22 protein-coding genes, 5 tRNA genes and 1 other annotated feature are annotated in these 23,529 nt (G+C 51.8%); of the genes, 6 read left to right on the top strand and 21 right to left on the bottom strand.

What is annotated here, in order from left to right; genetic code table 11:
• Nucleotides 1–260: 260 nt before the first annotated feature.
• From clpB to rluD, 3 genes are all read right to left on the bottom strand, one after another.
• Complete coding sequence (gene clpB / locus ACFQW4_RS23210) at nucleotides 261–2,834, bottom strand: ATP-dependent chaperone ClpB (RefSeq protein ID WP_192236528.1); 2,574 nt, start codon at nucleotides 2,832–2,834, stop codon at nucleotides 261–263.
• 126 nt (nucleotides 2,835–2,960) lie between these two features.
• Nucleotides 2,961–3,689 carry a purine nucleoside phosphorylase YfiH gene (gene yfiH, locus ACFQW4_RS23205; protein ID WP_377727936.1) on the bottom strand — a complete coding sequence of 243 codons (729 nt, stop codon included), beginning with the start codon at nucleotides 3,687–3,689 and terminating at the stop codon, nucleotides 2,961–2,963.
• Nucleotides 3,686–4,666: a 23S rRNA pseudouridine(1911/1915/1917) synthase RluD gene (gene rluD / locus ACFQW4_RS23200; RefSeq protein ID WP_008109013.1), complete on the bottom strand. Its 981-nt coding sequence runs from the start codon at nucleotides 4,664–4,666 to the stop codon at nucleotides 3,686–3,688. Before rluD ends, yfiH begins: the two co-directional genes overlap by 4 nt.
• Nucleotides 4,667–4,796: 130 nt before the next feature.
• Between rluD and bamD the strand changes: the two genes are divergently transcribed.
• The 4 genes from bamD to pheA all read left to right on the top strand — a co-directional run bounded on the left by bamD (nucleotide 4,797) and on the right by pheA (nucleotide 7,547).
• Entirely contained in the window at nucleotides 4,797–5,537 is a 741-nt protein-coding gene (gene bamD / locus ACFQW4_RS23195; protein ID WP_008109011.1) for an outer membrane protein assembly factor BamD, read from the top strand.
• 276 nt (nucleotides 5,538–5,813) lie between these two features.
• Nucleotides 5,814–6,140 (top strand): ribosome-associated translation inhibitor RaiA, encoded by a 327-nt coding sequence (raiA, locus tag ACFQW4_RS23190; RefSeq protein WP_008109009.1) that lies wholly within the window; start codon nucleotides 5,814–5,816, stop codon nucleotides 6,138–6,140.
• Between the two features lie 96 nt (nucleotides 6,141–6,236).
• Nucleotides 6,237–6,361, top strand: a sequence feature (Phe leader region).
• Nucleotides 6,238–6,285 carry a pheA operon leader peptide PheL gene (gene pheL, locus ACFQW4_RS23185; protein WP_100703679.1) on the top strand — a complete coding sequence of 16 codons (48 nt, stop codon included), beginning with the start codon at nucleotides 6,238–6,240 and terminating at the stop codon, nucleotides 6,283–6,285. (Overlaps the previous feature by 48 nt.)
• A 22-nt stretch (nucleotides 6,362–6,383) precedes the next feature.
• Nucleotides 6,384–7,547 carry a bifunctional chorismate mutase/prephenate dehydratase gene (pheA, locus tag ACFQW4_RS23180; protein WP_192236526.1) on the top strand — a complete coding sequence of 388 codons (1,164 nt, stop codon included), beginning with the start codon at nucleotides 6,384–6,386 and terminating at the stop codon, nucleotides 7,545–7,547.
• Nucleotides 7,548–7,581: 34 nt separating this feature from the next.
• Here the strand turns inward: pheA and tyrA are convergent, their stop codons facing one another.
• The 7 genes from tyrA to ffh form a co-directional block, all read right to left on the bottom strand.
• A complete protein-coding gene (gene tyrA / locus ACFQW4_RS23175) occupies nucleotides 7,582–8,703 on the bottom strand; it encodes a bifunctional chorismate mutase/prephenate dehydrogenase (protein ID WP_377727929.1) in 1,122 nt (373 codons plus the stop codon).
• A gap of 6 nt (nucleotides 8,704–8,709) precedes the next feature.
• A complete protein-coding gene (locus ACFQW4_RS23170) occupies nucleotides 8,710–9,789 on the bottom strand; it encodes a 3-deoxy-7-phosphoheptulonate synthase (protein WP_377727926.1) in 1,080 nt (359 codons plus the stop codon).
• A 386-nt stretch (nucleotides 9,790–10,175) separates the two neighbouring features.
• The gene (gene rplS / locus ACFQW4_RS23165; RefSeq protein WP_007893316.1) at nucleotides 10,176–10,526 is read right to left on the bottom strand and encodes a 50S ribosomal protein L19; all 351 of its coding nucleotides are present in this window, start codon (nucleotides 10,524–10,526) and stop codon (nucleotides 10,176–10,178) included.
• Between the two features lie 42 nt (nucleotides 10,527–10,568).
• On the bottom strand, nucleotides 10,569–11,333 hold the full coding sequence (trmD, locus tag ACFQW4_RS23160; protein ID WP_377727941.1) for a tRNA (guanosine(37)-N1)-methyltransferase TrmD: 765 nt from the start codon (nucleotides 11,331–11,333) through the stop codon (nucleotides 10,569–10,571).
• A gap of 35 nt (nucleotides 11,334–11,368) precedes the next feature.
• Nucleotides 11,369–11,917 carry a ribosome maturation factor RimM gene (gene rimM / locus ACFQW4_RS23155; protein WP_008108998.1) on the bottom strand — a complete coding sequence of 183 codons (549 nt, stop codon included), beginning with the start codon at nucleotides 11,915–11,917 and terminating at the stop codon, nucleotides 11,369–11,371.
• A gap of 18 nt (nucleotides 11,918–11,935) precedes the next feature.
• On the bottom strand, nucleotides 11,936–12,184 hold the full coding sequence (gene rpsP / locus ACFQW4_RS23150; RefSeq protein ID WP_007893313.1) for a 30S ribosomal protein S16: 249 nt from the start codon (nucleotides 12,182–12,184) through the stop codon (nucleotides 11,936–11,938).
• Between the two features lie 142 nt (nucleotides 12,185–12,326).
• Nucleotides 12,327–13,688: a signal recognition particle protein gene (gene ffh / locus ACFQW4_RS23145; RefSeq protein WP_101762624.1), complete on the bottom strand. Its 1,362-nt coding sequence runs from the start codon at nucleotides 13,686–13,688 to the stop codon at nucleotides 12,327–12,329.
• A 167-nt stretch (nucleotides 13,689–13,855) separates the two neighbouring features.
• Here ffh and ACFQW4_RS23140 point away from each other — a divergent pair, with 167 nt between their 5' ends.
• Both ACFQW4_RS23140 and ACFQW4_RS23135 read left to right on the top strand, forming a co-directional pair.
• Nucleotides 13,856–14,650, top strand: a complete 795-nt coding sequence (locus tag ACFQW4_RS23140; protein ID WP_008108993.1) for an inner membrane protein YpjD — start codon at nucleotides 13,856–13,858, stop codon at nucleotides 14,648–14,650.
• A 10-nt stretch (nucleotides 14,651–14,660) separates the two neighbouring features.
• Nucleotides 14,661–15,947 carry an HlyC/CorC family transporter gene (locus tag ACFQW4_RS23135; protein ID WP_110868330.1) on the top strand — a complete coding sequence of 429 codons (1,287 nt, stop codon included), beginning with the start codon at nucleotides 14,661–14,663 and terminating at the stop codon, nucleotides 15,945–15,947.
• A gap of 53 nt (nucleotides 15,948–16,000) precedes the next feature.
• Here the strand turns inward: ACFQW4_RS23135 and luxS are convergent, their stop codons facing one another.
• The 11 genes from luxS to alaS all read right to left on the bottom strand — a co-directional run bounded on the left by luxS (nucleotide 16,001) and on the right by alaS (nucleotide 23,496).
• Complete coding sequence (gene luxS, locus ACFQW4_RS23130; RefSeq protein ID WP_192236523.1) at nucleotides 16,001–16,516, bottom strand: S-ribosylhomocysteine lyase; 516 nt, start codon at nucleotides 16,514–16,516, stop codon at nucleotides 16,001–16,003.
• Between the two features lie 150 nt (nucleotides 16,517–16,666).
• Nucleotides 16,667–18,271, bottom strand: coding sequence for a glutamate--cysteine ligase (gene gshA, locus ACFQW4_RS23125; protein WP_101762621.1), 1,605 nt, complete (start codon nucleotides 18,269–18,271; stop codon nucleotides 16,667–16,669).
• 31 nt (nucleotides 18,272–18,302) lie between these two features.
• Nucleotides 18,303–18,731, bottom strand: coding sequence for a YqaA family protein (locus tag ACFQW4_RS23120; protein ID WP_101762620.1), 429 nt, complete (start codon nucleotides 18,729–18,731; stop codon nucleotides 18,303–18,305).
• Entirely contained in the window at nucleotides 18,728–19,294 is a 567-nt protein-coding gene (yqaB, locus tag ACFQW4_RS23115) for a fructose-1-phosphate/6-phosphogluconate phosphatase (RefSeq protein ID WP_008108985.1), read from the bottom strand. Before yqaB ends, ACFQW4_RS23120 begins: the two co-directional genes overlap by 4 nt.
• A 241-nt stretch (nucleotides 19,295–19,535) precedes the next feature.
• A tRNA-Arg gene (locus ACFQW4_RS23110) sits at nucleotides 19,536–19,612 on the bottom strand.
• 44 nt (nucleotides 19,613–19,656) lie between these two features.
• Nucleotides 19,657–19,733, bottom strand: a tRNA-Arg gene (locus tag ACFQW4_RS23105).
• A 55-nt stretch (nucleotides 19,734–19,788) separates the two neighbouring features.
• Nucleotides 19,789–19,865: transfer RNA gene (locus ACFQW4_RS23100), tRNA-Arg, on the bottom strand.
• An 85-nt stretch (nucleotides 19,866–19,950) separates the two neighbouring features.
• Nucleotides 19,951–20,027 (bottom strand) — tRNA-Arg (locus ACFQW4_RS23095).
• Nucleotides 20,028–20,035: 8 nt separating this feature from the next.
• Nucleotides 20,036–20,128: transfer RNA gene (locus ACFQW4_RS23090), tRNA-Ser, on the bottom strand.
• 305 nt (nucleotides 20,129–20,433) lie between these two features.
• Nucleotides 20,434–20,619 carry a carbon storage regulator CsrA gene (gene csrA / locus ACFQW4_RS23085; RefSeq protein WP_008104508.1) on the bottom strand — a complete coding sequence of 62 codons (186 nt, stop codon included), beginning with the start codon at nucleotides 20,617–20,619 and terminating at the stop codon, nucleotides 20,434–20,436.
• A gap of 249 nt (nucleotides 20,620–20,868) precedes the next feature.
• A complete protein-coding gene (gene alaS / locus ACFQW4_RS23080; protein ID WP_377727914.1) occupies nucleotides 20,869–23,496 on the bottom strand; it encodes an alanine--tRNA ligase in 2,628 nt (875 codons plus the stop codon).
• Between the last annotated feature and the right edge of the window lie 33 nt (nucleotides 23,497–23,529).

Here is a 23,529-nt window from a genome sequence, read left to right as displayed (position 1 = left end):
ACTCTCCTTCGGAGTCAAACACTTTTTTCAGCGTTTTCATCCGGCGGGATGAATTTCTTCACTCCCTGCTGAGCCGTCTGCGTTGCCGCTTTGCCGTCTCAGTGGTGGCGCATTATAGGGAGTTATTTGGAGCTGACAAGTGCAAATTTGAAGTTTTCGCGCGACCGCTCACTTTCCAGGCTATACGTTGCAAAAAGCAGCTAATTCTTGCAAAAAGGCCAAAAAAAACGGGCCCGCAGGCCCGTTTTAATCGGAAGGGATCACTGATGAGCAACAATCACATCGTCTTTTACATCCATTTCAATGGTTTTTCCCGGAACCAGGGCACCAGAAAGAATCTGCTGAGCCAGCGGGTTTTCAATCTGCTGCTGAATAGCACGTTTCAATGGACGCGCACCATACACCGGGTCGTAGCCATTCTCGCCGAGCAGTTTGAGCGCCTCATCGGAGATATGCAGCTGATAGCCACGCTCCTCAAGACGTTTATACAAACGTTGCAGCTGAATCTGCGCAATTGAAGCAATGTGTTTTTCGCCCAATGGGTGGAACACCACCATGTCATCGATACGGTTGATAAACTCTGGGCGGAAATGCTGCCCCACAACCGTCATCACCACCTGTTTCATCTCCGCATAATCCAGAGAACCGAAACGTTCCTGAATAAGATCGGAGCCAAGGTTCGAGGTCATGATCACCACGGTATTGCGGAAATCGACCGTACGGCCCTGTCCGTCGGTTAAGCGACCATCATCCAGCACCTGCAACAGAATGTTGAACACATCAGGATGCGCCTTCTCCACTTCATCCAGCAGAATCACCGAATAAGGCCGACGACGTACCGCTTCGGTCAGATAACCGCCCTCTTCATAGCCGACATATCCCGGAGGTGCACCCACCAGCCGCGACACCGAGTGTTTTTCCATAAACTCGGACATATCAATACGCACCATCGCGTCATCGCTATCGAACAGGAAGCTAGCCAGCGCTTTACACAACTCGGTTTTCCCTACCCCCGTTGGTCCGAGGAACAGGAAGGAACCAATTGGACGATTCGGATCGGACAAGCCGGCACGACTACGACGAATCGCATTCGAAACCGCTTCTACCGCTTCGTTCTGGCCGATGACGCGTGAATGCAGTTCCTGCTCCATACGCAGCAACTTGTCGCGCTCGCCTTCCATCATGCGTGCGACAGGAATTCCGGTCCAACGCGCCAGTACATCGGCAATCTCCACATCCGTTACGCGATTACGTAACAGCTTCATGGTTTTACCTTCAGACTGCGTAGCGATGGCTAACTGTTTCTCCAGCTCCGGAATTTTACCGTACTGCAGCTCAGACATCTGACCCAGGTCACCAACGCGACGGGCTTGCTCCATCGTCAGGCGCGCTTGTTCCAGCTCGGCTTTAATGTTCTGCGTGCCGGTTAATGAGGCTTTTTCCGCTTTCCACTCCTCTTCCAGCTCAGCATATTCACGCTCTTTCTGGTCAAGTTCACTTTCCAGCATTTCCAGACGCTTCACGCTGGCGTCATCAGACTCTTTCTTCAGCGCCTGCTGCTCAAGTTTCAACTGGATGATGCGGCGCTCAAGGCGATCAAGGGACTCAGGCTTCGAATCCATCTGCAAACGAATGCTTGAGGCCGCTTCGTCTATCAGGTCGATGGCCTTATCCGGCAGCTGACGATCGGAGATGTAACGATGCGACAACGTCGCCGCAGCCACAATCGCCGGATCGGTGATCTGCACATGATGGTGCAGCTCATAGCGTTCTTTCAGTCCGCGCAGAATGGCAATGGTATCTTCGACACTCGGCTCAGCAACGAAGACTTTCTGGAAACGACGTTCCAGCGCCGCATCTTTCTCTATGAACTGACGATACTCATTCAACGTAGTTGCGCCGACACAGTGCAACTCACCACGCGCCAATGCGGGTTTCAGCATGTTGCCGGCATCCATGGCGCCATCGGCTTTACCTGCGCCCACCATGGTATGCAGTTCGTCGATAAACAGAATGACGTTGCCTTCCTGCTTCGCCAAATCGCTAAGCACGCCTTTGAGGCGCTCTTCAAATTCACCGCGATATTTGGCGCCCGCCACCAGCGAACCCATATCCAGAGCCAGCACGCGACGGCCTTTCAGCCCTTCCGGTACTTCGCCATTGATGATGCGCTGCGCTAAACCTTCGGCAATAGCCGTTTTACCGACGCCGGGTTCACCAATCAGCACCGGGTTATTTTTGGTACGACGCTGCAACACCTGAATGGTGCGGCGAATTTCTTCATCACGACCGATAACCGGATCAAGCTTGCCGAGTTCGGCACGCTCTGTAAGGTCGATGGTGTATTTTTTTAATGCCTGACGCTGATCTTCAGCCCCTTGATCGTTCACGCTGTCTCCTCCCCGTATTTGCTCGATGGCCGCAGAGAGTTTTTCCGGAGTCGCGCCAGCTGATTTCAATAGATCAGCCAGCGAGCCACGTGAATCAAGGGCCGCCAATACAAATAATTCAGATGATATAAAGTTGTCGCCGCGCTTTTGCGCCAGCTTGTCGCACAGATTGAGTACCCGAATCAGATCGGCGGATGGCTGCACATCGCCGTCCGTGCCTTCAACCTGAGGTAGTCGATTAATCGCTTGTTCAATGCTGGTACGCAGGCCAGCCACGTCGGCACCCGCTGCGCTGAGCAACGGACGCACCGATCCGCCTTCCTGGTTGAGCAATGCGCTCATCAAATGAAGGGGTTCAATGAATTGATTGTCATGTCCCAGAGCAAGGGACTGTGCATCGGCAAGTGCCAGTTGAAATTTATTAGTAAGACGATCCAGACGCATAATTCCTCCCATTACAGGTCAAAATGCTACTGGAGATTAAATGAGGTCATCCCTCAAATTTTTCAAGGTTAATGACCTGAGTTGTGAGCAAAAAATACGCTAACTGGACCGTCTTGTGGCGTAAGGTTATCTCAGCCAAATCAAAGTTGCCATACGCCCGGTGATTCCGTCGCGTCGGTAGGAGAAAAAATCATCGCGCTCATGGAAGGTACATCGCGTTGAACCGCTGATGGAATACACGCCGGCGGCCTGCAGACGCTGACGCGCCAGCAGCCAAATATCGGCGAAGTATTTGTTACCCGCCGGGCGGAAAGCCTCTTCCGCTTGTGAATCATGGGCCATAAATGCCGTTCTGACTTCCGAGCCAACTTCAAATGCCAGCGGCCCAATTGCCGGACCAAGCCATGCATGAATGTCATTTGGCGCGCAGTGAAACTGCGACAACGTCTGTTCCAGCACACCATTACAGAGTCCACGCCAACCGGCATGTGCTGCCGCGACTTCACTACCATCCTTGCTGCAGAACAGCACCGGCAAACAATCCGCCGTCATCACTGCGCAAACCACCCCGCTTACACGCGTGATTGCGGCATCAGCGCGCGGCAGCGGATCGCTGGCGGGTAAACGCGCAACCACTTGACCATGGATCTGATCCAGCCATTGCGGCATTGCAGGTAACGTCAGTTGCTCAACCAGGCGCTGACGATTCTGAGCAACATGCGCCTCAGCGTCGCCAACATGCCCACCAAGATTCAACGAATCCCATGGAGCAGCGCTGACGCCGCCGTAACGCGTGGTGGAACATGCCCGAACATGCTGCGGCGCAGGCCAATCCGGGATGATCCATTCACTCATAGCCAATCCATCTGATCGCGGAATTCAAGGGTATCGGCTTTCAGCGCATCAATTAAATCGACCATATCCTGCGGCAACGGCGCATGCCATTCCATCTCAATACCGGTGATTGGGTGATAGAGACGTAACATCGTGGCATGCAGCGCCTGGCGATCAAAACCCCGTAGCGTAGTGATGAAAGCTTCAGATGCCCCTTTTGGCGGACGTGGGCGGCCACCGTACAGCGGATCGCCCACCAGCGGATGGTTAATATGCGCCATATGCACACGGATCTGATGGGTACGACCGGTTTCGAGACGCAAACGCAAACGCGTATGGGCACGAAAATGCTCCATGATGCGATAGTGCGTGGTTGCCGGTTTACCCATCGGGTGCACCGCCATGTGCGTACGTTTGGTTGAGTGGCGCGCCATGGGCTGATCCACCGTACCGCCCGCAGTCATGGTGCCAATAGCCACCGCTTCATATTCACGCGTGATTTCGCGCAGCTGCAGCGTTTCAACCAGATGCGTTTGCGCAGGAACGGTTTTCGCGACCACCATCAAACCGGTGGTATCTTTATCCAGACGATGAACAATGCCTGCACGAGGTACGTCAGCGATCGGTGGATAGTGATAAAGCAGTGCGTTAAGCACTGTGCCATCAGGATTACCGGCGCCAGGATGTACCACCAAACCGCGAGGTTTGTTAATGACCAGAATGTCGTCATCTTCATAGACGATATTCAGTGGGATATTTTGCGCTTCCCAGCGTTGCTCTTCTTCGATCTCAGCATCAATCGAGACATGCTCACCGCCAAAAACTTTTTCTTTTGGTTTATCGATGATAGTGCCGTTGACGCTGACTCGGCGCTCAAGAATCCATTCTTTTATGCGAGAACGTGAATAATCAGGGAACAATTCTGCCAAAGTCTGATCTAAGCGTTGTCCAAGCTGTGCTTCGGACACCGTTGCGGTGAGTTGAACTTGTTGTGCCATATACAGCTTCTTCGTTAACGTTGGGTTTTCACGGCGATGCCGTTTAATATAATGTGCTATCGTACCTGGTCATAACTGGGAGCTATACGGACAGCTTCTGCTACAACACTTTGAGGATAATCATTTCGTCATGACGCGTATGAAACATCTGGTGGCTGCTGCCACACTGAGCCTGAGCCTGGCGCTTGTGGGTTGTTCTGGCTCATCAGATCCAGTCCCGGACAGCCCGCCGTCTGAAATTTACGCCACGGCCCAGCAAAAGCTGCAGGACGGTAACTTTAAAGCGGCGATTAAGCAACTGGAAGCACTGGATAACCGCTATCCGTTTGGTCCTTACTCGCAGCAAGTACAGCTGGATTTGATCTACGCGTATTACAAAAATGCCGATCTGCCACTGGCGCAAGCCGCTATTTCTCGCTTTATGCGTCTGAATCCAACCCATCCGAATATCGACTATGTCATCTATATGAAAGGTCTGACGGATATGGCGCTGGACGATTCTGCACTGCAGGGCTTCTTCGGTATCGATCGTTCCGATCGTGATCCGACGCACGCTCGTGATGCTTTCCGTGACTTCTCGCAATTACTGCGCGGTTATCCAAACAGCCAATATGCTGCGGATGCGCAGAAACGTTTGGCATTCCTGAAAGAGCGCCTGGCGAAGTATGAACTCTCGGTGGCGCAATTCTATACCAAGCGCGGTGCCTATGTCGCTGTTGTTAACCGCGTGGAAACAATGATGAAGGATTATCCGGATACTGAGGCGACCCATGAAGCGTTGCCGTTGATGGAGAATGCTTACCGCCAGCTGCAGTTGACGGCTGAAGCCGACAAAGTGGCAAAAATCATTGCGGCAAATAATCAGTCCTGATTATTACACCCACAAAAAAGCAGCCCATGAGGCTGCTTTTTTTATGTCACTTTGTGGATAATTCAGCAGTTTTACAGATTTATCGCTGCAGTTATCCAGTCAATCATGCGCCCTTCCCCAGTCGTCTTCAAGTATTTCCCGCCACTTTCCCGGCCTTTCTCACAATTAAGCGGCATTGACAAAAAGTGACATTTCAACGTGATTTAGATCACACATTTTCTTAATTTCCGCGGTATGCTGGACCTACCCACACGGAAATGACAGAGAGGTTTAACTATGATTCTGAACATTACCAGCAAACAAATGGAAATCACCGAGGCCATCCGTAATCACGTTGAAGAGCGTCTCGCCAAGCTGGAAAAATGGCAAACACATCTGATAAACCCTCACATTGTGTTATCGAAAGAGCCGAAGGAGTTTGTGGCTGATGCCACCATCAATACGCCTAACGGTACGCTGGTTGCCAGCGCGAAACATGATGATATGTATACGGCCATCAATGACTTGATTGCCAAGCTGGAGCGACAACTCAATAAAGCGCAACACAAACCCGAAGCCCGTCGCGCCAACAGCAGTGTGAAAGATTTTCTTCCTACGGAATAAGCAAACATCTTTAGTAACGCGCCTCCGGGCGCGTTTTTTATTGACAGCTTTAAATCACTGCGGTTACTCTCAAGCCACTTTATTTATGGAAACAATCATGAAACATCTGCCGTTCTTCTTCGCATTCTTTTTTACCTTCCCCTGATTGGGAGGCGATTCGTCATGTGAAAATGAATGCGAAGACGAACAACAAAGCCTCCCAAATGGGAGGCTTTTTTATTGGACATTTTACAGGTGAGCCCTATGAATCCCGAAAATCCGCTGCTGGCATTACGCGATAAAATCAGCGCCGTTGATGAAAAACTCTTAGCGCTTTTGTCAGAGCGTCGCATACTGGCCGTTGAAGTTGCGCAGGCCAAACTGGCAACGCATCGCCCTATCCGCGATGTTGAGCGTGAGCGCGCTCTGCTGGAAAACTTAATTTCACTGGGTAAAAAGCATCAGCTTGATGCGCATTACATCACTCGCCTGTTTCAGTTGGTGATTGAAGATTCAGTTCTAACTCAGCAAGCCTTGTTGCAAAAGAATCTCAACCATCCACATGCTCACGCACCGCGCATTGCATTCCTCGGTCCGAAAGGTTCCTACTCACATCTTGCGGCGCGCAAATACGCCACCCGACATTTTGATTCAATGGTTGAGATCGGCTGCCTGAAATTCCATGACATCATCCATCAGGTGGAAAGTGGACAAGCGGACTACGCGGTGATGCCGATTGAAAATACCAGCTCTGGTTCGATCAACGACGTTTACGATCTGCTTCAGCAAACCACGCTATCGATTGTGGGTGAACTGACCATTCCAATTGAGCACTGTGTGCTGGTCAACGGCAGCACCGATTTGCAGCAGATCGAAACGGTATATAGCCATCCACAGCCATTCCAGCAGTGCAGCCAGTTCATTAATCGTTTCCCGCAGTGGAAAATCGAATACACCGAAAGCACCGCTGCAGCTATGGAGAAAGTGGCAGCGATGAATTCAACAAAGGTTGCCGCATTGGGTAGCGAAGCGGGCGGTGAGCTGTATGGATTGCAGGTGCTGGAGCGCAATCTGGCCAATCAACAGCAGAACCACACGCGCTTCATCGTGCTGGCACGTAAAGCGATTGAAGTTTCGGGTCAGGTTCCGGCGAAAACAACATTGATCATGGCGACGGGTCAACAAGCAGGCGCATTGGTTGAAGCGCTGATGGTATTACGTAACCACGGCCTCATCATGAGCAAACTGGAAAACCGTCCAATCAACGGCAATCCGTGGGAAGAGATGTTTTATATTGATGTGCAGGGCAATCTGCAGTCAGAAAATATGCAGTTGGCGTTAACCGAGTTGAGCGGCTTAACCCGTTCATTAAAAGTTCTTGGCTGCTATCCAGGCGAGAATGTGGTGCCGGTTGAGCCGCGCCTCTAAGCAAAAAGGCATCCTCACGGATGCCTTTTGTTTTTTACTGCCGGCTATCGTTCGCCGATCGCAGCATGCTTCTGCTTTCGACCAGGAAGCGTTTCGCGTAATCACCAAACCAGTGTTCGACGCGCTCAAAGCTATCGATAAAGGCTTGCTTATCGCCCTGCTCGAGCAGTTTGATCGCATCGCCAAATCGCTTGTAATAACGTTTAATCAGCGCCAGATTACTCTCCGAGGACATGATGATGTCCGCGTAAAGCTGCGGATCCTGCGCAAACAGACGTCCAACCATTGCCAGTTCAAGGCGGTATATCGGTGAAGATAGCGCCAGCAGCTGATCCAGATTAACGTTCTCTTCCGCCAGATGCAGACCGTAAGCGAAAGTCGCAAAGTGACGCAGTGCCTGAATAAACGCCATATTCTGGTCGTGCTCAACGGCACTGATACGATGCAACCGCGCGCCCCAAACCTGAATCTGCTCAAGGAACCACTGATAAGCTTCCGGCTGACGGCCATCACACCAAACCACAACCTGCTTTGCCAGGCTGCCGCTGTCCGGACCAAACATCGGATGCAAGCCCAGAACCGGTCCGGTGTGCGCGGCCAGCATCGCCTGCAGCGGGCGATTCTTCACCGAAGCCAGATCGACCAGAATGCAGTCTTCTGGCAATTTCGGCAGCTCACCGATGATTTGCTCGGTCAGATGAATTGGCACACTGATGATCACCATGCCCGCATCTTTCAGCAGCTCGTCAGAGCGTTCCCAATCGCCTTTATCCAGAATGCGGACCTGATAGCCAGAAAGCGTCAGCATCTTTTCAAACAGACGCCCCATCTGGCCGCGGCCACCTACAATCACTACCGGACGCAACGTCGGACAGAGCGTTTTGAAGCCTTTGTCATTTTCATGCGCATAGGATTCACGCATCAAACGACGCAATACATCTTCAATCAAGTCCGGCGACACGCCGAGCGCTTCAGCTTCCTGGCGCCGTGAAGCCAGCATGCTGGCCTCACGCTCAGGAACATAGATCGGCAAACCGTAGCGGCTTTTAACTTCCCCTACTTCAGCTACCAGCTCCAGTCGTTTTGCCAGTAACCCAAGCAGTGCTTTATCTACTTCATCGATTTGATCGCGTAGCGCGGTCAGTTCAGCCACCATGACTCATTACACCTCGTGTGACAGACGCGCCGACAGCACTCCCTGCAGATCCTGATGGATTTCACGCAGCAAGGTTTCAGTGGTTTCCCAGTTGATGCAGGCATCAGTGACGGACACACCGTATTTCATTTCGCTACGTGGCTGTTCAGAAGACTGGTTGCCTTCATGAATGTTGCTTTCCAACATCAGGCCAATGATGGAACGGTTTCCATCTTTAATCTGCGCAATAGCCGATTCGGCTACGCCAGGCTGGCGACGATAGTCTTTATTAGAATTACCATGGCTGCAATCTATCATTAAGGCCGGACGCAGTCCCGCTTTCAGCATCTCTTTTTCACACTGAGCGACATCTTCTGGACCGTAGTTAGGTGCTTTACCGCCGCGCAGAATCACATGTCCATCTGGGTTACCCTGCGTTTGCAGCAAGCAAACCTGGCCGGCCTGATTGATGCCAACAAAACGGTGCGGCATTGCGGCGGCGCGCATGGCGTTAATCGCGGTGCCCAGGCTGCCATCCGTACCATTTTTAAAACCAACCGGCATGGAAAGGCCTGAAGCCATTTCACGGTGGGTTTGTGATTCAGTGGTACGCGCACCAATCGCTGACCAGCTAAACAGATCGCCAAGATATTGCGGGCTATTCGGATCCAGCGCTTCGGTCGCCAGCGGTAAACCCATCTCAACGAGATTAACCAGCAGTTGACGCGCGATATGCAGGCCAGCTTCCATATCAAACGAGTTGTTCATGTAAGGATCGTTGATTAACCCCTTCCAGCCGACGGTGGTTCGAGGTTTTTCAAAATAAACGCGCATAACGATGTACAGCTGATCCTTCAACTGTGCAGAGAGAGATTGCAACTGACGGGCATAGACAAGTGCGGCTTCAGTATCGTGAATCGAACAAGGGCCACAAACCACCAACAGACGCGGATCGCGGCCCGCAATTATGTCGGCAATGGTTTGGCGAGAAGACGCAATTTGCGCTTCCTGCGCCGCAGTGAGCGGGAATTTGGCTTTCAGCTCTTGCGGGGTAATCAAAATTTGTTCGTCGGCGATATGCACATTGTTCAGCGCGTCTTTTTGCATGATGCGATCCTTTTCACTCGTTTATGCGGTTTGGGATCCTCACTGAGGATGTCGCTTACTTTATCACATCCTGTACAGGTTGCAATCCAACTATGTACACATTTATTACCACATCAAATAAAAAACACATAAAACATTAAAATAACAATTAAAATCATATACATAATTGAAATGACGGAAGGGTGAAAGTGTAAACTAAAGGTTACATACAATTATGTTCTGATGATGCTCTCAACTAAAAGTTTGGTATAACATTTTGATTTTCATTATTTTCAGGAAACATACACTTTCCATCTTAGGGATGATCCTGCGCCCTTATACGCCCATAAAAAAAGGGGCTGGCCAAATGGCCAACCCCTTGTTTGCTATTAACTTTGAGAAGTCGCTTACGCGCCAAGACGCTCTTTGATACGAGCTGACTTACCGGTACGCTCACGCAGGTAATACAGTTTGGCTTTACGCACAGCACCACGACGTTTAACAGCAATGCTGTCAATTACTGGAGAGTGAGTCTGGAAGACACGCTCAACACCTTCGCCGTTAGAAATCTTACGAACAGTGAATGCAGAATGCAGACCGCGGTTACGAATAGCGATAACCACGCCCTCGAATGCCTGCAGACGCTTCTTAGAACCTTCTACGACCCATACTTTCACTTCCACGGAATCACCCGGACGGAATGAAGGTACGTCCTGCTTCATCTGCTCTTGTTCAAGTTGCTTGATAATGTTGCTCATAATTAAATCTCTTATCCTGGGTAAACTGATAGTGAGGGAAGATTACTCTCCCGCCTCATAGTTTTGTTGCTGCTGATGTTCACGCTGGAACTCATTTAGCAACCGTGCTTGCTCTTCAGTCAGAGCCAGGTTTTCCAGAAGTTCAGGTCTTCTTAGCCAGGTACGGCCTAACGACTGTTTCAGGCGCCAGCGGCGAATATCGGCATGGTTGCCCGACAGTAAAACTGGCGGAACTTCCATCCCTTCTAACACTTCAGGTCGGGTGTAGTGCGGGCAATCCAGCAAACCATCCGAGAACGAATCCTCATCGGCTGACGCCTGTTTTCCCAGTACGCCGGGAATAAACCGCGCGACCGAGTCAATCAACGTCATGGCTGGCAGCTCACCGCCACTGAGCACGTAATCACCGATTGACCACTCTTCATCAATCTCAGTGTGAATCACGCGCTCATCTATCCCTTCGTAGCGACCACACACCAGAATCAACTTCTGATGGGTCGCCAGTTCGCAAACGCCCTGTTGGTCCAGTTTGCGTCCCTGAGGTGAAAGATAAATCACCTTAGCACCTTCTCCCGCCGCTGCTTTCGCTGCGGAGATGGCGTCCCGTAAGGGTTGCACCATCATCAACATTCCCGGTCCGCCGCCGTAAGGACGATCGTCCACGGTACGGTGCCGGTCATGCGTGAAGTCACGAGGACTCCAGCTTTGAATGTCGAGCAGGCCATTTTTTACTGCCCGGCCAGTTACCCCGTACTCGGTAATAGCGCGAAACATCTCTGGAAACAGGCTAATAACACCAATCCACATCGCGTTCGCCGTTACGTTACCGGATTGTCCGGAGATCAAAAACCAGGATCCCAATCTACTTCAATAAGGCCAGTAGAGAGATCGACTTTCTTGATAACCTGTTCATCAAGAAACGGAATTAACCGCTCTTGCGCACCGAATGCATCCTTCAGGTTTGCCTTAACGACGAGAACGTCGTTCGATCCGGTTTCCATCAAATCAATGACTTTGCCCATCTCGTAGCCTTCGAGGTTCACTACTTTCATTCCCATAAGGTCTTTCCAGTAGTAATCGCCTGCTTCCAGCGCTGGCAACTGCGTGGAGTCGACCGTAATTTCGCAATTGGTCAACTGTGCCGCAGCGTCCCGATCGTCAATGCCTTTGACTTTGATGATCAGGTCCTGATTGTGGTGCTTCCAGCCCTCGAGTTCGACCTGCTGCCATTTACCGGCGCGCTGGATGAACCAAGGTTGGTAGTCGAAGATGCTTTCAGCGTCTTCAGTGGAGGAAAACACTTTGAGCCAACCCCGAATTCCGTAAGCCGCGCCCATTTTTCCCAATACAATCGGGTTAACGGGAGGCTGCCCGGCAGGTTTAATGCTCATGCTCACCACCGTGACAGATTAAGCTGCTTTCTTTGCTTCTTTGATCAGCGCGTTAACGCGATCAGAAAGCGTTGCGCCCTGGCCAACCCAGTGCTCAATACGGTCCAGATCCAGACGCAGACCTTCAGCCTGACCAGAAGCGATCGGGTTGAAGAAACCTACGCGCTCGATGAAACGACCGTTACGAGCATTGCGGCTGTCAGTGACGACGACCTGATAGAACGGACGCTTTTTAGCGCCGTGACGTGCCAAACGAATTGTTACCATAACATCCTCATTAGTTAATAAAGCGCTCGGGCCCCATCGAGGAACGGGGCCCGAGCGCGATATAAAAAGCCCGAAAATTTTACTCATTTTGGCGCAAAAAGCAACCTAAGCGTGCCAAATTTCCGGCTTTATGACGGCCGCCTTAGCGACCAGGGAATCCAGGCGGCATCATACCTTTCATGCCACGCATCATTTTGGCCATGCCGCCTTTCTTCATTTTCTTCATCATGCGCTGCATATCATCGAACTGTTTCAGCAGTCGATTGACATCTTGCACCTGCATGCCTGAGCCCAACGCAATACGACGTTTGCGCGACCCCTTGATAATTTCTGGCTTCTCACGCTCTTTACGCGTCATCGAATTGATGATGGCTTCCATGCGGACCAGCACTTTGTCATCCATCTGCGATTTCACGTTGTCAGGCAGTTGCCCCATGCCCGGCAGTTTGCCCATCAGGCTCGCCATGCCGCCCATGTTACGCATCTGCTTCAACTGCTCAAGGAAGTCGTTGAGATCAAAACCGTCGCCGGTTTTCAGTTTCTTCGCCAGTTTCTCCGCCTGATCGCGGTCAACTTTGCTTTCGATATCTTCGATCAGCGACAGAACATCGCCCATGCCAAGAATGCGCGACGCGATACGCTCTGGATAGAAAGCTTCCAGCGCTTCGGTCTTCTCGCCCATCCCCATAAATTTGATTGGCTTGCCGGTAATGTGACGAATCGACAGCGCCGCACCACCGCGCGCATCACCATCGACTTTAGTCAGGATCACACCAGTCAGCGGCAGCGCTTCGTTGAAGGCTTTCGCAGTGTTGGCGGCATCCTGACCGGTCATGGCATCGACCACAAACAGGGTTTCCACCGGATTTATCGCGGCGTGTACCTGTTTGATTTCGTCCATCATCGCTTCATCGACGTGTAAACGACCGGCGGTATCCACCAGCAGCACATCGTAGAATTGCACTTTGGCTTGTTTTAGCGCGTTCTGAACAATATCGACCGGCTTTTGACTCAGATCGGACGGACAGAAATCCACGCCGACCTGGCCAGCCAGGGTTTCCAGCTGTTTGATCGCCGCAGGGCGATAAACGTCAGCAGAAACTACCAGCACTTTTTTCTTATGCTTCTCGCGCAAGAATTTACCCAGTTTCGCCACGCTAGTGGTTTTACCAGCACCTTGCAAACCTGCCATCAGCACCACGGCTGGCGGCTGAGCATTCAGATTGAGCGCATTATTTTCAGCGCCCATCGCCGCAACCAGTTCGTTGCGCACGATTTTGATGAACTCCTGGCCTGGCGTCAGGCTTTTGTTCACATCGTGGCCAACGGCGGCCTCTTTCACGCGATTAATAAATTCACGCACTACCGGCAGCGCAACGTCAGCTTCCAGCAGCGCCATGCGGACTTCACGCAGCGTGTCTTTGATGTTGTCTTCAGTCAGCCTTCCGCGGCCGCTGATATTGCGCAGGGTTTGCGACAAACGATCGGTTAAATTATCAAACATGCTCTCTCACTTAGAACCGTAGCGAGGCCGCCATAGGCGACACAATGCGGCGGATTATAACACGAAGACGAAGCGATCTCTGCAATTGACCGTCAGATCGTTTGGAGCCTGCTGCTGCTGGCGCTATACTGCTTTTTTCCTTATCTGACCGATACCTGAAAGGATCTATGTTCGTTTTCGCGATCGTGGCGCTGTTCGCCTACTCCCTCAGCCTTGCATTGATCATTCCCAGCCTGCTTAAACGCAACGGTGGCTGGCGTCGTTTTGCTGTGCTTTCTGCCTGCGTGGCGCTGATTGCGCACGCCGTTGCTCTGCAGCAGCGCATTTTTGCTGTTGATAACGGGCAAAACCTCAGCCTGCTTAATATCGGCTCGCTGGTTAGCCTGCTGATCTGCGCAATCATGACAATTGTCGCCTCGCGCAATCGTGGCTGGCTGCTGCTGCCGATTGTTTACAGCTTTGCATTGATTAATCTGGCCTTTGCCACCTTTGTGCCCAATGCCTTTATTACGCATCTGGAAACCACGCCGGGCATGATGGTTCACATCGGTCTGTCGCTGTTTGCCTATGCCACGCTGATCATCGCGGCACTGTATGCGCTGCAGCTGGCGTGGATCGATTACCAGTTGAAAAATAAGAAACTGGCTTTCACTCAGGATATGCCGCCGCTGCTCAGCATTGAGCGCAAAATGTTCCACATCACGCAGATTGGCGTTGTGCTGTTGACGCTGGTGCTGTGCACCGGTTTGCTCTTCATGCATAACCTGTTTAGCGCTGAGAATGTGGATAAAGCGGTTCTCTCCATCATTGCCTGGTTTGTCTACATCGTTCTGCTTTGGGGACACTATCGTGAAGGCTGGCGCGGACGCCGCGTCGTGTGGTTTAACTGTGGCGGCGCATTGCTGCTAACCATGGCCTACTTCGGCAGCCGCGTGCTTCAGCACCTGCTCACCTCTCACTAAGGATTTTGTGTTGGAACACGTTTCAACCACCACGCTGATCATTACGCTGGTCATCATGGTGCTGGTCTCTGCCTATTTCTCCGGTTCAGAGACCGGCATGATGACGCTTAATCGCTACAAACTGCGCCATAAAGCCAAAAGCGGCAATCGCGGTGCGCGTCGGGTAGAAAAACTTCTGCGTCGTCCCGACCGCCTGATCAGCCTGGTTTTAATTGGCAACAACCTCGTTAATATTCTCGCCTCCGCACTCGGCACCATTGTCGGTATGCGCCTGTATGGCGATGCTGGCGTAGCGATTGCCACCGGCATTCTGACTTTTGTCGTGCTGGTTTTTGCCGAAGTGCTGCCGAAAACGGTCGCGGCGCTCTATCCAGAAAAAGTAGCCTATCCCAGCAGCGTGTTACTGGCTCCGCTGCAGTATGTGATGCTGCCGCTGGTGTGGCTGCTGAATACCATAACCCGCATTCTGATGCGCATGGTGGGCATTAAAACCGACGGTTCCATCAGTTCGGCGTTAAGCAAAGAAGAGTTGCGCACCATTGTGCATGAGTCGCGCTCGCTGATGTCGCGGCGTAATCAGGACATGCTGCTGTCAGTGCTCGATCTGGAGAAAGTCAGCGTGGATGACATCATGGTGCCGCGCAATGAGATCGTCGGCATCAACGTCAATGATGACTGGAAATCGATTGAGCGCCAGCTGAGTCATTCGCCGCATGGGCGTATCGTCTTGTTCCGTGACTCGCTGGATGACTGTGTTGGTATGCTGCGCGTGCGTGAAGCCTGGCGCATGATGACCGAGAAGAAAGAGTTCAACAAAGATCGCCTGCTGCGTGCTGCTGATGAGATTTACTATGTACCGGAAGGCACGCCGCTTAACGTGCAGCTGGTTAAATTTCAGCGTAACAAAAAGAAAGTCGGCATGGTGGTTGATGAATATGGCGATGTTAAAGGCTTAGTGACGATCGAAGATATTCTGGAAGAGATCGTCGGCGATTTCACCACCTCCATGTCGCCGTCGCTGGCCGAAGAAGTCATGCCGCAAAATGATGGTTCGGTATTGATTGAAGGCAGCGCCAATGTGCGTGAAATCAACAAAGCCTTTAACTGGACGTTACCGGAAGAGGATGCGCGCACCATTAACGGCATGCTGCTGGAAGCACTGGAAGAGATTCCGCTGGTCGATACTCGCGTCACCCTTGGCGCCTACGATATCGATATCCTTGATGTGCAGGACAACATGGTGAAGCAGGTGCGCATTACGCCACACCACGCACTGAAATCCACCATCGGCTCCTGAAGCCTGTAAACAAAAACGCCGCGATAATCGCGGCGTTTTTCATGGTGTCTCAACTAGATGTGCAGCTCTTTCAGCTTTTCCGCTGGCAGCTTCAAATCTTCGTTGCGGTTCACGCCGATGTCGTGCGCCAGCACATTACGCGCGATCTGCTGCGCTTCATCCAGTGAGTGCAGTTTATAGCTGCCGCACTGATATTCGTTCAGCTCTGGAATCTGGCCCTGCTCTTTGACTTTCAGAACATCTTCCATCGCGCCTTTCCAGGCTTTCGCTACACGCTGCTCGTCAGGCGTACCAATCAAACTCATGTAGAAGCCGGTGCGGCAACCCATTGGCGAGATGTCGACGATTTCAACGCCATCACCATTCAGATGATTACGCATGAAGCCAGCAAACAGGTGCTCCAGCGTATGGATGCCACGCTCAGTCAGAATATCAATATTCGGACGGCAAAAACGCAGGTCGAAAACGGTGATGGTATCGCCATGCGGAGTTTTCATGGTTTTTGCTACGCGTACTGCAGGTGCGCCCATGATGGTGTGATCAACAGTAAAACTATCCAGTAGTGGCATACGTCACCTCCTGTTTTGAGATTTTTTTTAAAACGATGAAACTTTTCTGTTCGTCCAGCGTCTGAATATATGAAAGACGCGCATTTGTTATCATCATCCCTGACAACAGAGATGTTTATTTTGGCCACATTGATGTGGCCATTTTCTTTTCTAGCCTTCGCGACCCGCAAGGTAGCTTTCGAAATCCAGCGTATCGCTCTGTTCCAGCTTCTCTTGTGCCTGCACCGACTCCAGCGCCTGACGACTAAAATCTTCTTCAGTCAGAATCTCTAACGACTCTTCACACAGCAGATGACGATATTGCTCTGCCAATGCCACGCCCGCGCCGGTCAAACCGTTTTCTTTGATCGCATGCAGGATGCGCGCCGAATAGGTTAGCTCAGGATCGTCGAAAGATGCCACCAGTTGATCGCAAACCTGTTGATATTGCGTGTTGCCGTGATTGCTGTCGAGCACTTCCGCCACGCGACGCAGATCGGCAAACAGCGCTTTACCCACTTCAACCAGCGTATGTTCTTTTTCGCTGCAACCTACTGCAATGACCTGGCCAGGCTTACGCCCTTCCATCACCACGCGATTCCAGTTTTTACGCGTACACAGCAGCTCATCCGCGCTCATTTCTGGCGCATCAGCCAGCGTACACCAAATCAGGAACAGATCGAGGAAGCGCGCCTGATCGGCATCTACGCCAATCGCGGAGAAGGGGTTGATGTCCAGCGAACGCACTTCAATGTATTCAATACCGCCGCGCAGCAGCGCATCAGATGGTGCCTCGCCTGAACGCGTAACGCGTTTCGGACGAATCGGCGCATACAGCTCGTTTTCAATTTGCAGCACATTGGTGTTCAGCTGCAGCCAGTTGCCTTCAGCATCTTTGGTACCCATGGCGGCATACTCTTCCGACGGCGTTTTAATCGCTGCCTTCAGTGCTGCAACGTAACCTTCCAGCGAGTTAAAAGTGATACCCAAACCGCTCTGCGATTTGTTGGTATAACCAAGGTCGCTCAGGCGCAGTGAGGTGGCGTGAGGCAGCCACAGCGTACCCTTGCCATCACCTTCAAACGGCAAATTGCTCTCGCGCCCTTGCAGGAACGAGGAGCAGATCGCTGGCGATGCACCGAACAGATACGGAATGACCCAGCCGAAACGATAGTAGTTGCGAATCAAACGCAGATAGCCGGCAGAGATGGTCTCTTTACCGCTTTCGGCATCTTTTACATCCGCCCACTCCTGCCAAAACGACAGCGGCAACGAGAAGTTGTAGTGCACGCCAGAGATAATCTGCATCAGCGCGCTGTAGCGATTCTTCAGCCCCTGACGATACAGCGTTTTCATTTTGCCAATGTTCGAGCTGCCATACTGCGCCAACTCGATGCTATCAACGTCATCAATGAAGCCCGGCATGCTGAAAGGCCACAAGCGCTCCTCGCCTAACTCACGCGCCACATGACGGTGAATATCGCGCAGAAACGCCAGTGAGCGATCGATGCTCTGATCAACTGGCGTGATGAACTCCATCAGCGTTTCGGCAAAATCGGTGGTGATCCAATCATGCTTAAGCGCCGAACCGAGTGACTCAGGATGTCCTGTGGTTGCCAGGTGACCATCGGGTTTTACGCGTAATGATTCGCGCTCAATACCACGGCCGATACCCTTTAACGCGTCAGGATGCGCCTCCAGCCAGGAAAGTGCCTTAGATACGTCCGGGATCACGTTAACCTCCCGCTGTGTTAATAATTTATTTTTGTTCAGCATAATGTTAGCCGTAGCCTCGAATCTGTGCGAATCAATGCCACCATTGCATTGTTTGCAATGTGGCGGTCGCGATAACGATATAACGCAGCGTTTTACCCATGGCGAGGAACAGCACTGAAGGTAGCCAGGCAAAGCGCAACCAACCTGCGAGCACGCAGAGTAAGTCGCCCACTACCGGCAGCCAGCTAAAAATCAGTGCTGCAGGTCCTAATCGGTGTAACCACGTCATTGCTGTGTCGTGCCATCGCCCTTGCCCTTTTGGCGGCATCAGGCGACCAAGAAGAATGTTGGTCAGGCCACCCAGCGTGTTTCCCACTGATGCAGCCAATAACAATCCATAAACCGAACCTTTTTGGGCGATCAGCAGTGCAACCAGCACCGCTTCCGAGCTTCCCGGTAACAGAGTCGCGCTAAGAAAGCTGCTGCCGAATAACGATCCATAGGTCAGAAATTCATTCACAGTAAACGGACATCAACCACGTCCATGCCTGCTGCTTTGGCGGCTTGTACGCCGAAGTCAGCATCCTCAAACACTACACAGCGCTCGGGTGCGATACCCATTAATTCAGCGCAGCGTAAAAAGGTATCCGGCTGCGGCTTATGACGCTGTACGTCATCCGCTCCGACCACCGCATCAAACAGGTGGTAAACACCTAACTCTTCGAGTAAGGCTTTTGCCAGGCTGTGTTCACTGCCGGTGCCCACCGCCATCGGACGGCGACCATGATAAGCCTTTACCACGTCCATCAACGGCAGCGGACGCACGTCATCCAGCAACATCGCTTTCAGTGCAGCGGTTTTTTCCGCCGCCAGCAGATGCGGATCGTGCGTTGCATTGTTCTGCTCAAGAATGAACTGCGCCAGTTGCCAGGTTGGAGCGCCATTGAAGCCCACCATTTTTTCTTCATCCATGGTGAAACCATAGCGGCCAAGCACCTGCTGCCAGGCTTTTCGATGTGTCGGCTCAGTATCCAGAATTGTGCCGTCCATATCGAAAATCAGGGCGTCATATTGGTCGTACATTGTCACTCCATCGAGCACCACAAAATGAGCCATTACTTTAGCGTAATGCGCTCAGGTTGTCGCCAGGCACGCTTAACCGCAAATGCTTTGAAAGCATTAGTTTTTTTCGTTTTCAGAAAAAGGTCAGAGTGCAATGCCGTGGATAAACGCCGGTAAATTCAGCGATTTTTTTACAAGTTGATTTGATTGCTGCAGGATTCAGAAACTGAGAGTCAAAAACAGAAAGGTATCGAAGAAGAGATGGTGCATCCAGGAGGATTCGAACCTCCGACCGCTCGGTTCGTAGCCGAGTACTCTATCCAGCTGAGCTATGGATGCATTGAGTTACTGCTGAAGAAAATTTTGAGAAGTTTGAAGAGGAATGGTGCATCCAGGAGGATTCGAACCTCCGACCGCTCGGTTCGTAGCCGAGTACTCTATCCAGCTGAGCTATGGATGCATTGAGGTTTTCTTACGATGGACTAACTGAAACAACCTGAGGATGATACGAAGAATGGTGCATCCAGGAGGATTCGAACCTCCGACCGCTCGGTTCGTAGCCGAGTACTCTATCCAGCTGAGCTATGGATGCATCGAGTTAATTCTTGTACAACGCAGGGTGCTAACAACTCACCATGAAAGGAACTGCTCGTTCACTCTTACTTCACCTTTCCGAATGGTGCATCCAGGAGGATTCGAACCTCCGACCGCTCGGTTCGTAGCCGAGTACTCTATCCAGCTGAGCTATGGATGCATCGGAAATGGCGGTGAGGCGGGGATTCGAACCCCGGATGCAGCTTTTGACCGCATACTCCCTTAGCAGGGGAGCGCCTTCAGCCTCTCGGCCACCTCACCTTACGCGTTCTTCCGAACCGTGCTTCTGAACTTGTTTCTGCTCATCGGCACTGCGTGGCGCACATATTACTTTCCCGGACTTATAAGTCAAACATTTATTTCCAGCCTTTTGTTTGATTGCACAAATGACACTCAATTCGGATGCTTTAGCGACAAAAAGAGTGATTTATCAACAAAGAAAGCCTGCTGGAGAACAGAAATGGGCGTTAAAGAGAATTGGTAATAGAGAGCGAAAAGCGGAAGATGTGTGGGGCTGGAGAGGAAAAACCGGTAGCGCCTCGCTCATGAGCGAGGCGCTGAATCCGTTAGTAACTCGAGGCTTGAGTTTTTTCGGCTTGAATACGCTGATAGATCTCTTCGCGATGTACCGAAACTTCTTTAGGCGCGTTAACCCCAATGCGAACCTGGTTACCTTTTACACCCAGCACCGTTACAGTCACCTCATCGCCAATCATGAGGGTTTCACCAACTCGACGAGTTAGAATAAGCATTCTTTGCTCCTTGAAAGATTAAAAGAGTCGGGCTTGTTCGGTCTCCCGGCCGTATCCATCATATAACGCTGAACAATGCCTATGACAAATACACCATTGTGCTTCGCCATGCCAATACATTCTGCTGATAGTTAGTTTAGCCGAAATACACTACATCAACCGGACTTTGTCATTACCTGGTGTGCACCGCGTTAAAAAAGCGCCAGAAAACGGGCTTCTGGCGCTTATCACAATGCGAAGTTTTATACGTTACAGTCGGTTACTGACCCATTCCTGCACGCCTGCCAGCGCACCCGCTAGCGCCTGCGGATTTGTACCGCCTGCCTGAGCCATATCTGGGCGACCACCGCCTTTACCACCAACCTGAGAGGCCAGTTCGCCAATCAGCTCGCCGGCTTTTACACGGTCAGTAAGATCTTTGGTCACGCCAGCAATCAATGAAACTTTGCCATCATCAACCGTTGCCAGCACGATAATGGCAGACGTTAACTGGTTCTTCAGATCGTCAACCATGGTACGCAACATTTTCGGCTCAACGTTGCTCAGTTCACTGACCAGCAACTTCGTGCCTTTAACGTCAATCGCCTTACTGCTCAGTGACGCGCTTTCCTGCGCAGCTTGCTGATCGCGCAGTTGCTGCAACTCTTTTTCCAGCGCGCGGACGTGATCAACTAAGCCGCGCACTTTCTCATTCAGGTTACTGCTATTGGCTTTCACCAATTGCGCCACATCCAGCAACTGTTGGCTCTGCGCATTCACTTGTGCCAACGCACCTTCGCCGGTTACAGCTTCAATGCGGCGTACACCTGCAGCAGTGCCCGATTCAGACTGAATGCGGAACAGGCCAATATCACCGGTACGCAGCGCGTGAATACCACCACAGAGTTCGGTAGAGAAATCGCCCATGGTCAGCACACGTACGCGCTGATCGTATTTCTCACCAAACAGCGCCATTGCGCCCTTCTGTTTTGCATCATCGAGATCCATGATTTCGGTCTCAACGACAAGGTTGCGGCGAATCTGCGCGTTAACAATATCCTCGACCTGACGGATTTCCTGCGGTTTCATGGCTTCAAAATGAGAGAAGTCGAAACGCAGATATTTATCGTTAACCAGCGAGCCTTTTTGTCCTACGTGATCACCCAACACCTGACGCAGTGCGGCATGCAGTAAGTGCGTGGCGGAGTGATTCAAACGGATGCGCGCGCGACGCGTTTCATCAACCTGCGCATGCAAACGGTCACCAACGCGTAACTGACCGCTGCTCAGCTTACCGATATGACCAATCGCTTTACCATACTTCTGTGTATCCTGAACGCTAAATTCAGCATTCTGCCCAGCCAGCACGCCAGTATCGCCAACCTGTCCACCTGACTCGCCGTAGAACGGCGTTTCGTCCAGCACGACCACCGCGTCCTGACCCGCGCTGATCTGCTCAACTTGCTGACCGTCGACGAACAGTGCTTCGACTGTCGCGTTCAGTTCCAGATGGTCATAGCCTTTAAAGTCGGTTGCGGCATCAATGCGAATGACATTGTTATAGTCGGCACCAAAACCGCTGGCTTCACGCGCACGCTGACGCTGCTGCTCCATCGCGGCTTCAAAACCCGTTTCATCAATCTTCAGATTGCGCTCACGGCACACGTCAGCGGTCAAATCCGCCGGGAAACCGAAGGTATCGTACAGACGGAACACCGTTTCGCCATCAAGCGTATCGCCCTGCAGTTTGGCCAGTTCTTCATCCAGCAGTGCAAGTCCACGCTCCAGCGTTTTAGCAAATTGCTCTTCTTCGTTCTTCAGCGCGTTTTCAACATGCTTCTGCTGACGTTTCAGGTCTTCGCCTGCAGCTCCCATCACTTCAATCAGTGGCGCAACCAGCTTGTAGAAGAAGGCTTCTTTCGCACCCAGCATATTGCCGTGACGTACCGCGCGACGAATAATGCGACGCAACACATAGCCGCGGTTTTCATTCGATGGGATTACGCCATCGGCGATCAGGAAGGCACAAGAGCGAATATGGTCAGCGATAACGCGCAGCGACTTGTTATCCAGATCGGTTGCGCCAGTTACCTGCGCAACTGATTTGATCAGTTTGGCAAACAGATCGATTTCATAGTTGGAGTTAACGTGCTGCAACACGGCAGAAATACGCTCCAGACCCATGCCGGTATCCACTGACGGTTTAGGCAGCGGCTCCATGGTGCCGTCGGCCTGACGGTTGAACTGCATGAAGACGATGTTCCAGATCTCGATGTAACGATCGCCATCTTCTTCCGGGCTGCCCGGTGGGCCGCCCCAGATATGATCGCCGTGATCGAAGAAAATTTCGGTACAAGGACCGCAAGGTCCGGTGTCGCCCATCTGCCAGAAGTTATCTGATGCGAAAGCGCTGCCTTTGTTGTCACCGATACGGATAATGCGCTCGCGCGGCACACCAATATCGTTAGCCCAGATTTCGAAGGCTTCATCGTCTGTTTCATAGACGGTCACCCACAGGCGCTCTTTAGGCAGCTTGAACCACTGCTCACCCGTCAGCAGTTCCCATGCATAAGCGATCGCTTCTTTCTTGAAGTAATCACCAAAGCTGAAGTTGCCCAACATTTCAAAGAAGGTGTGGTGACGTGCCGTGTAGCCCACGTTTTCGAGGTCGTTATGCTTGCCGCCGGCACGCACACAGCGCTGCGACGTCGTTGCCCGCGCATAGTCGCGCTTATCCTGCCCGAGGAAAACGTCTTTAAACTGGACCATCCCGGCATTGGTAAACAGCAAAGTCGGGTCGTTGTTCGGTACGAGGGAGCTGCTGGCTACAACCTGATGTCCCTTGCTATGAAAAAAGTCGAGAAACGCTTGACGGATCTCAGCAGTGCTCTTGCTCATAAAATTCCTGGAATCACGCTAACGAACGTTCCC

The sequence above is a fragment of the Pantoea sp. GCM10028869 genome (genome assembly GCF_042666835.1).
In the GTDB taxonomy this organism is placed as follows: domain Bacteria; phylum Pseudomonadota; class Gammaproteobacteria; order Enterobacterales; family Enterobacteriaceae; genus Pantoea; species Pantoea leporis.
The sequence above is the reverse complement of the archived record's forward strand: the minus strand, read 5'-3'. Positions and strand labels throughout refer to the sequence as shown.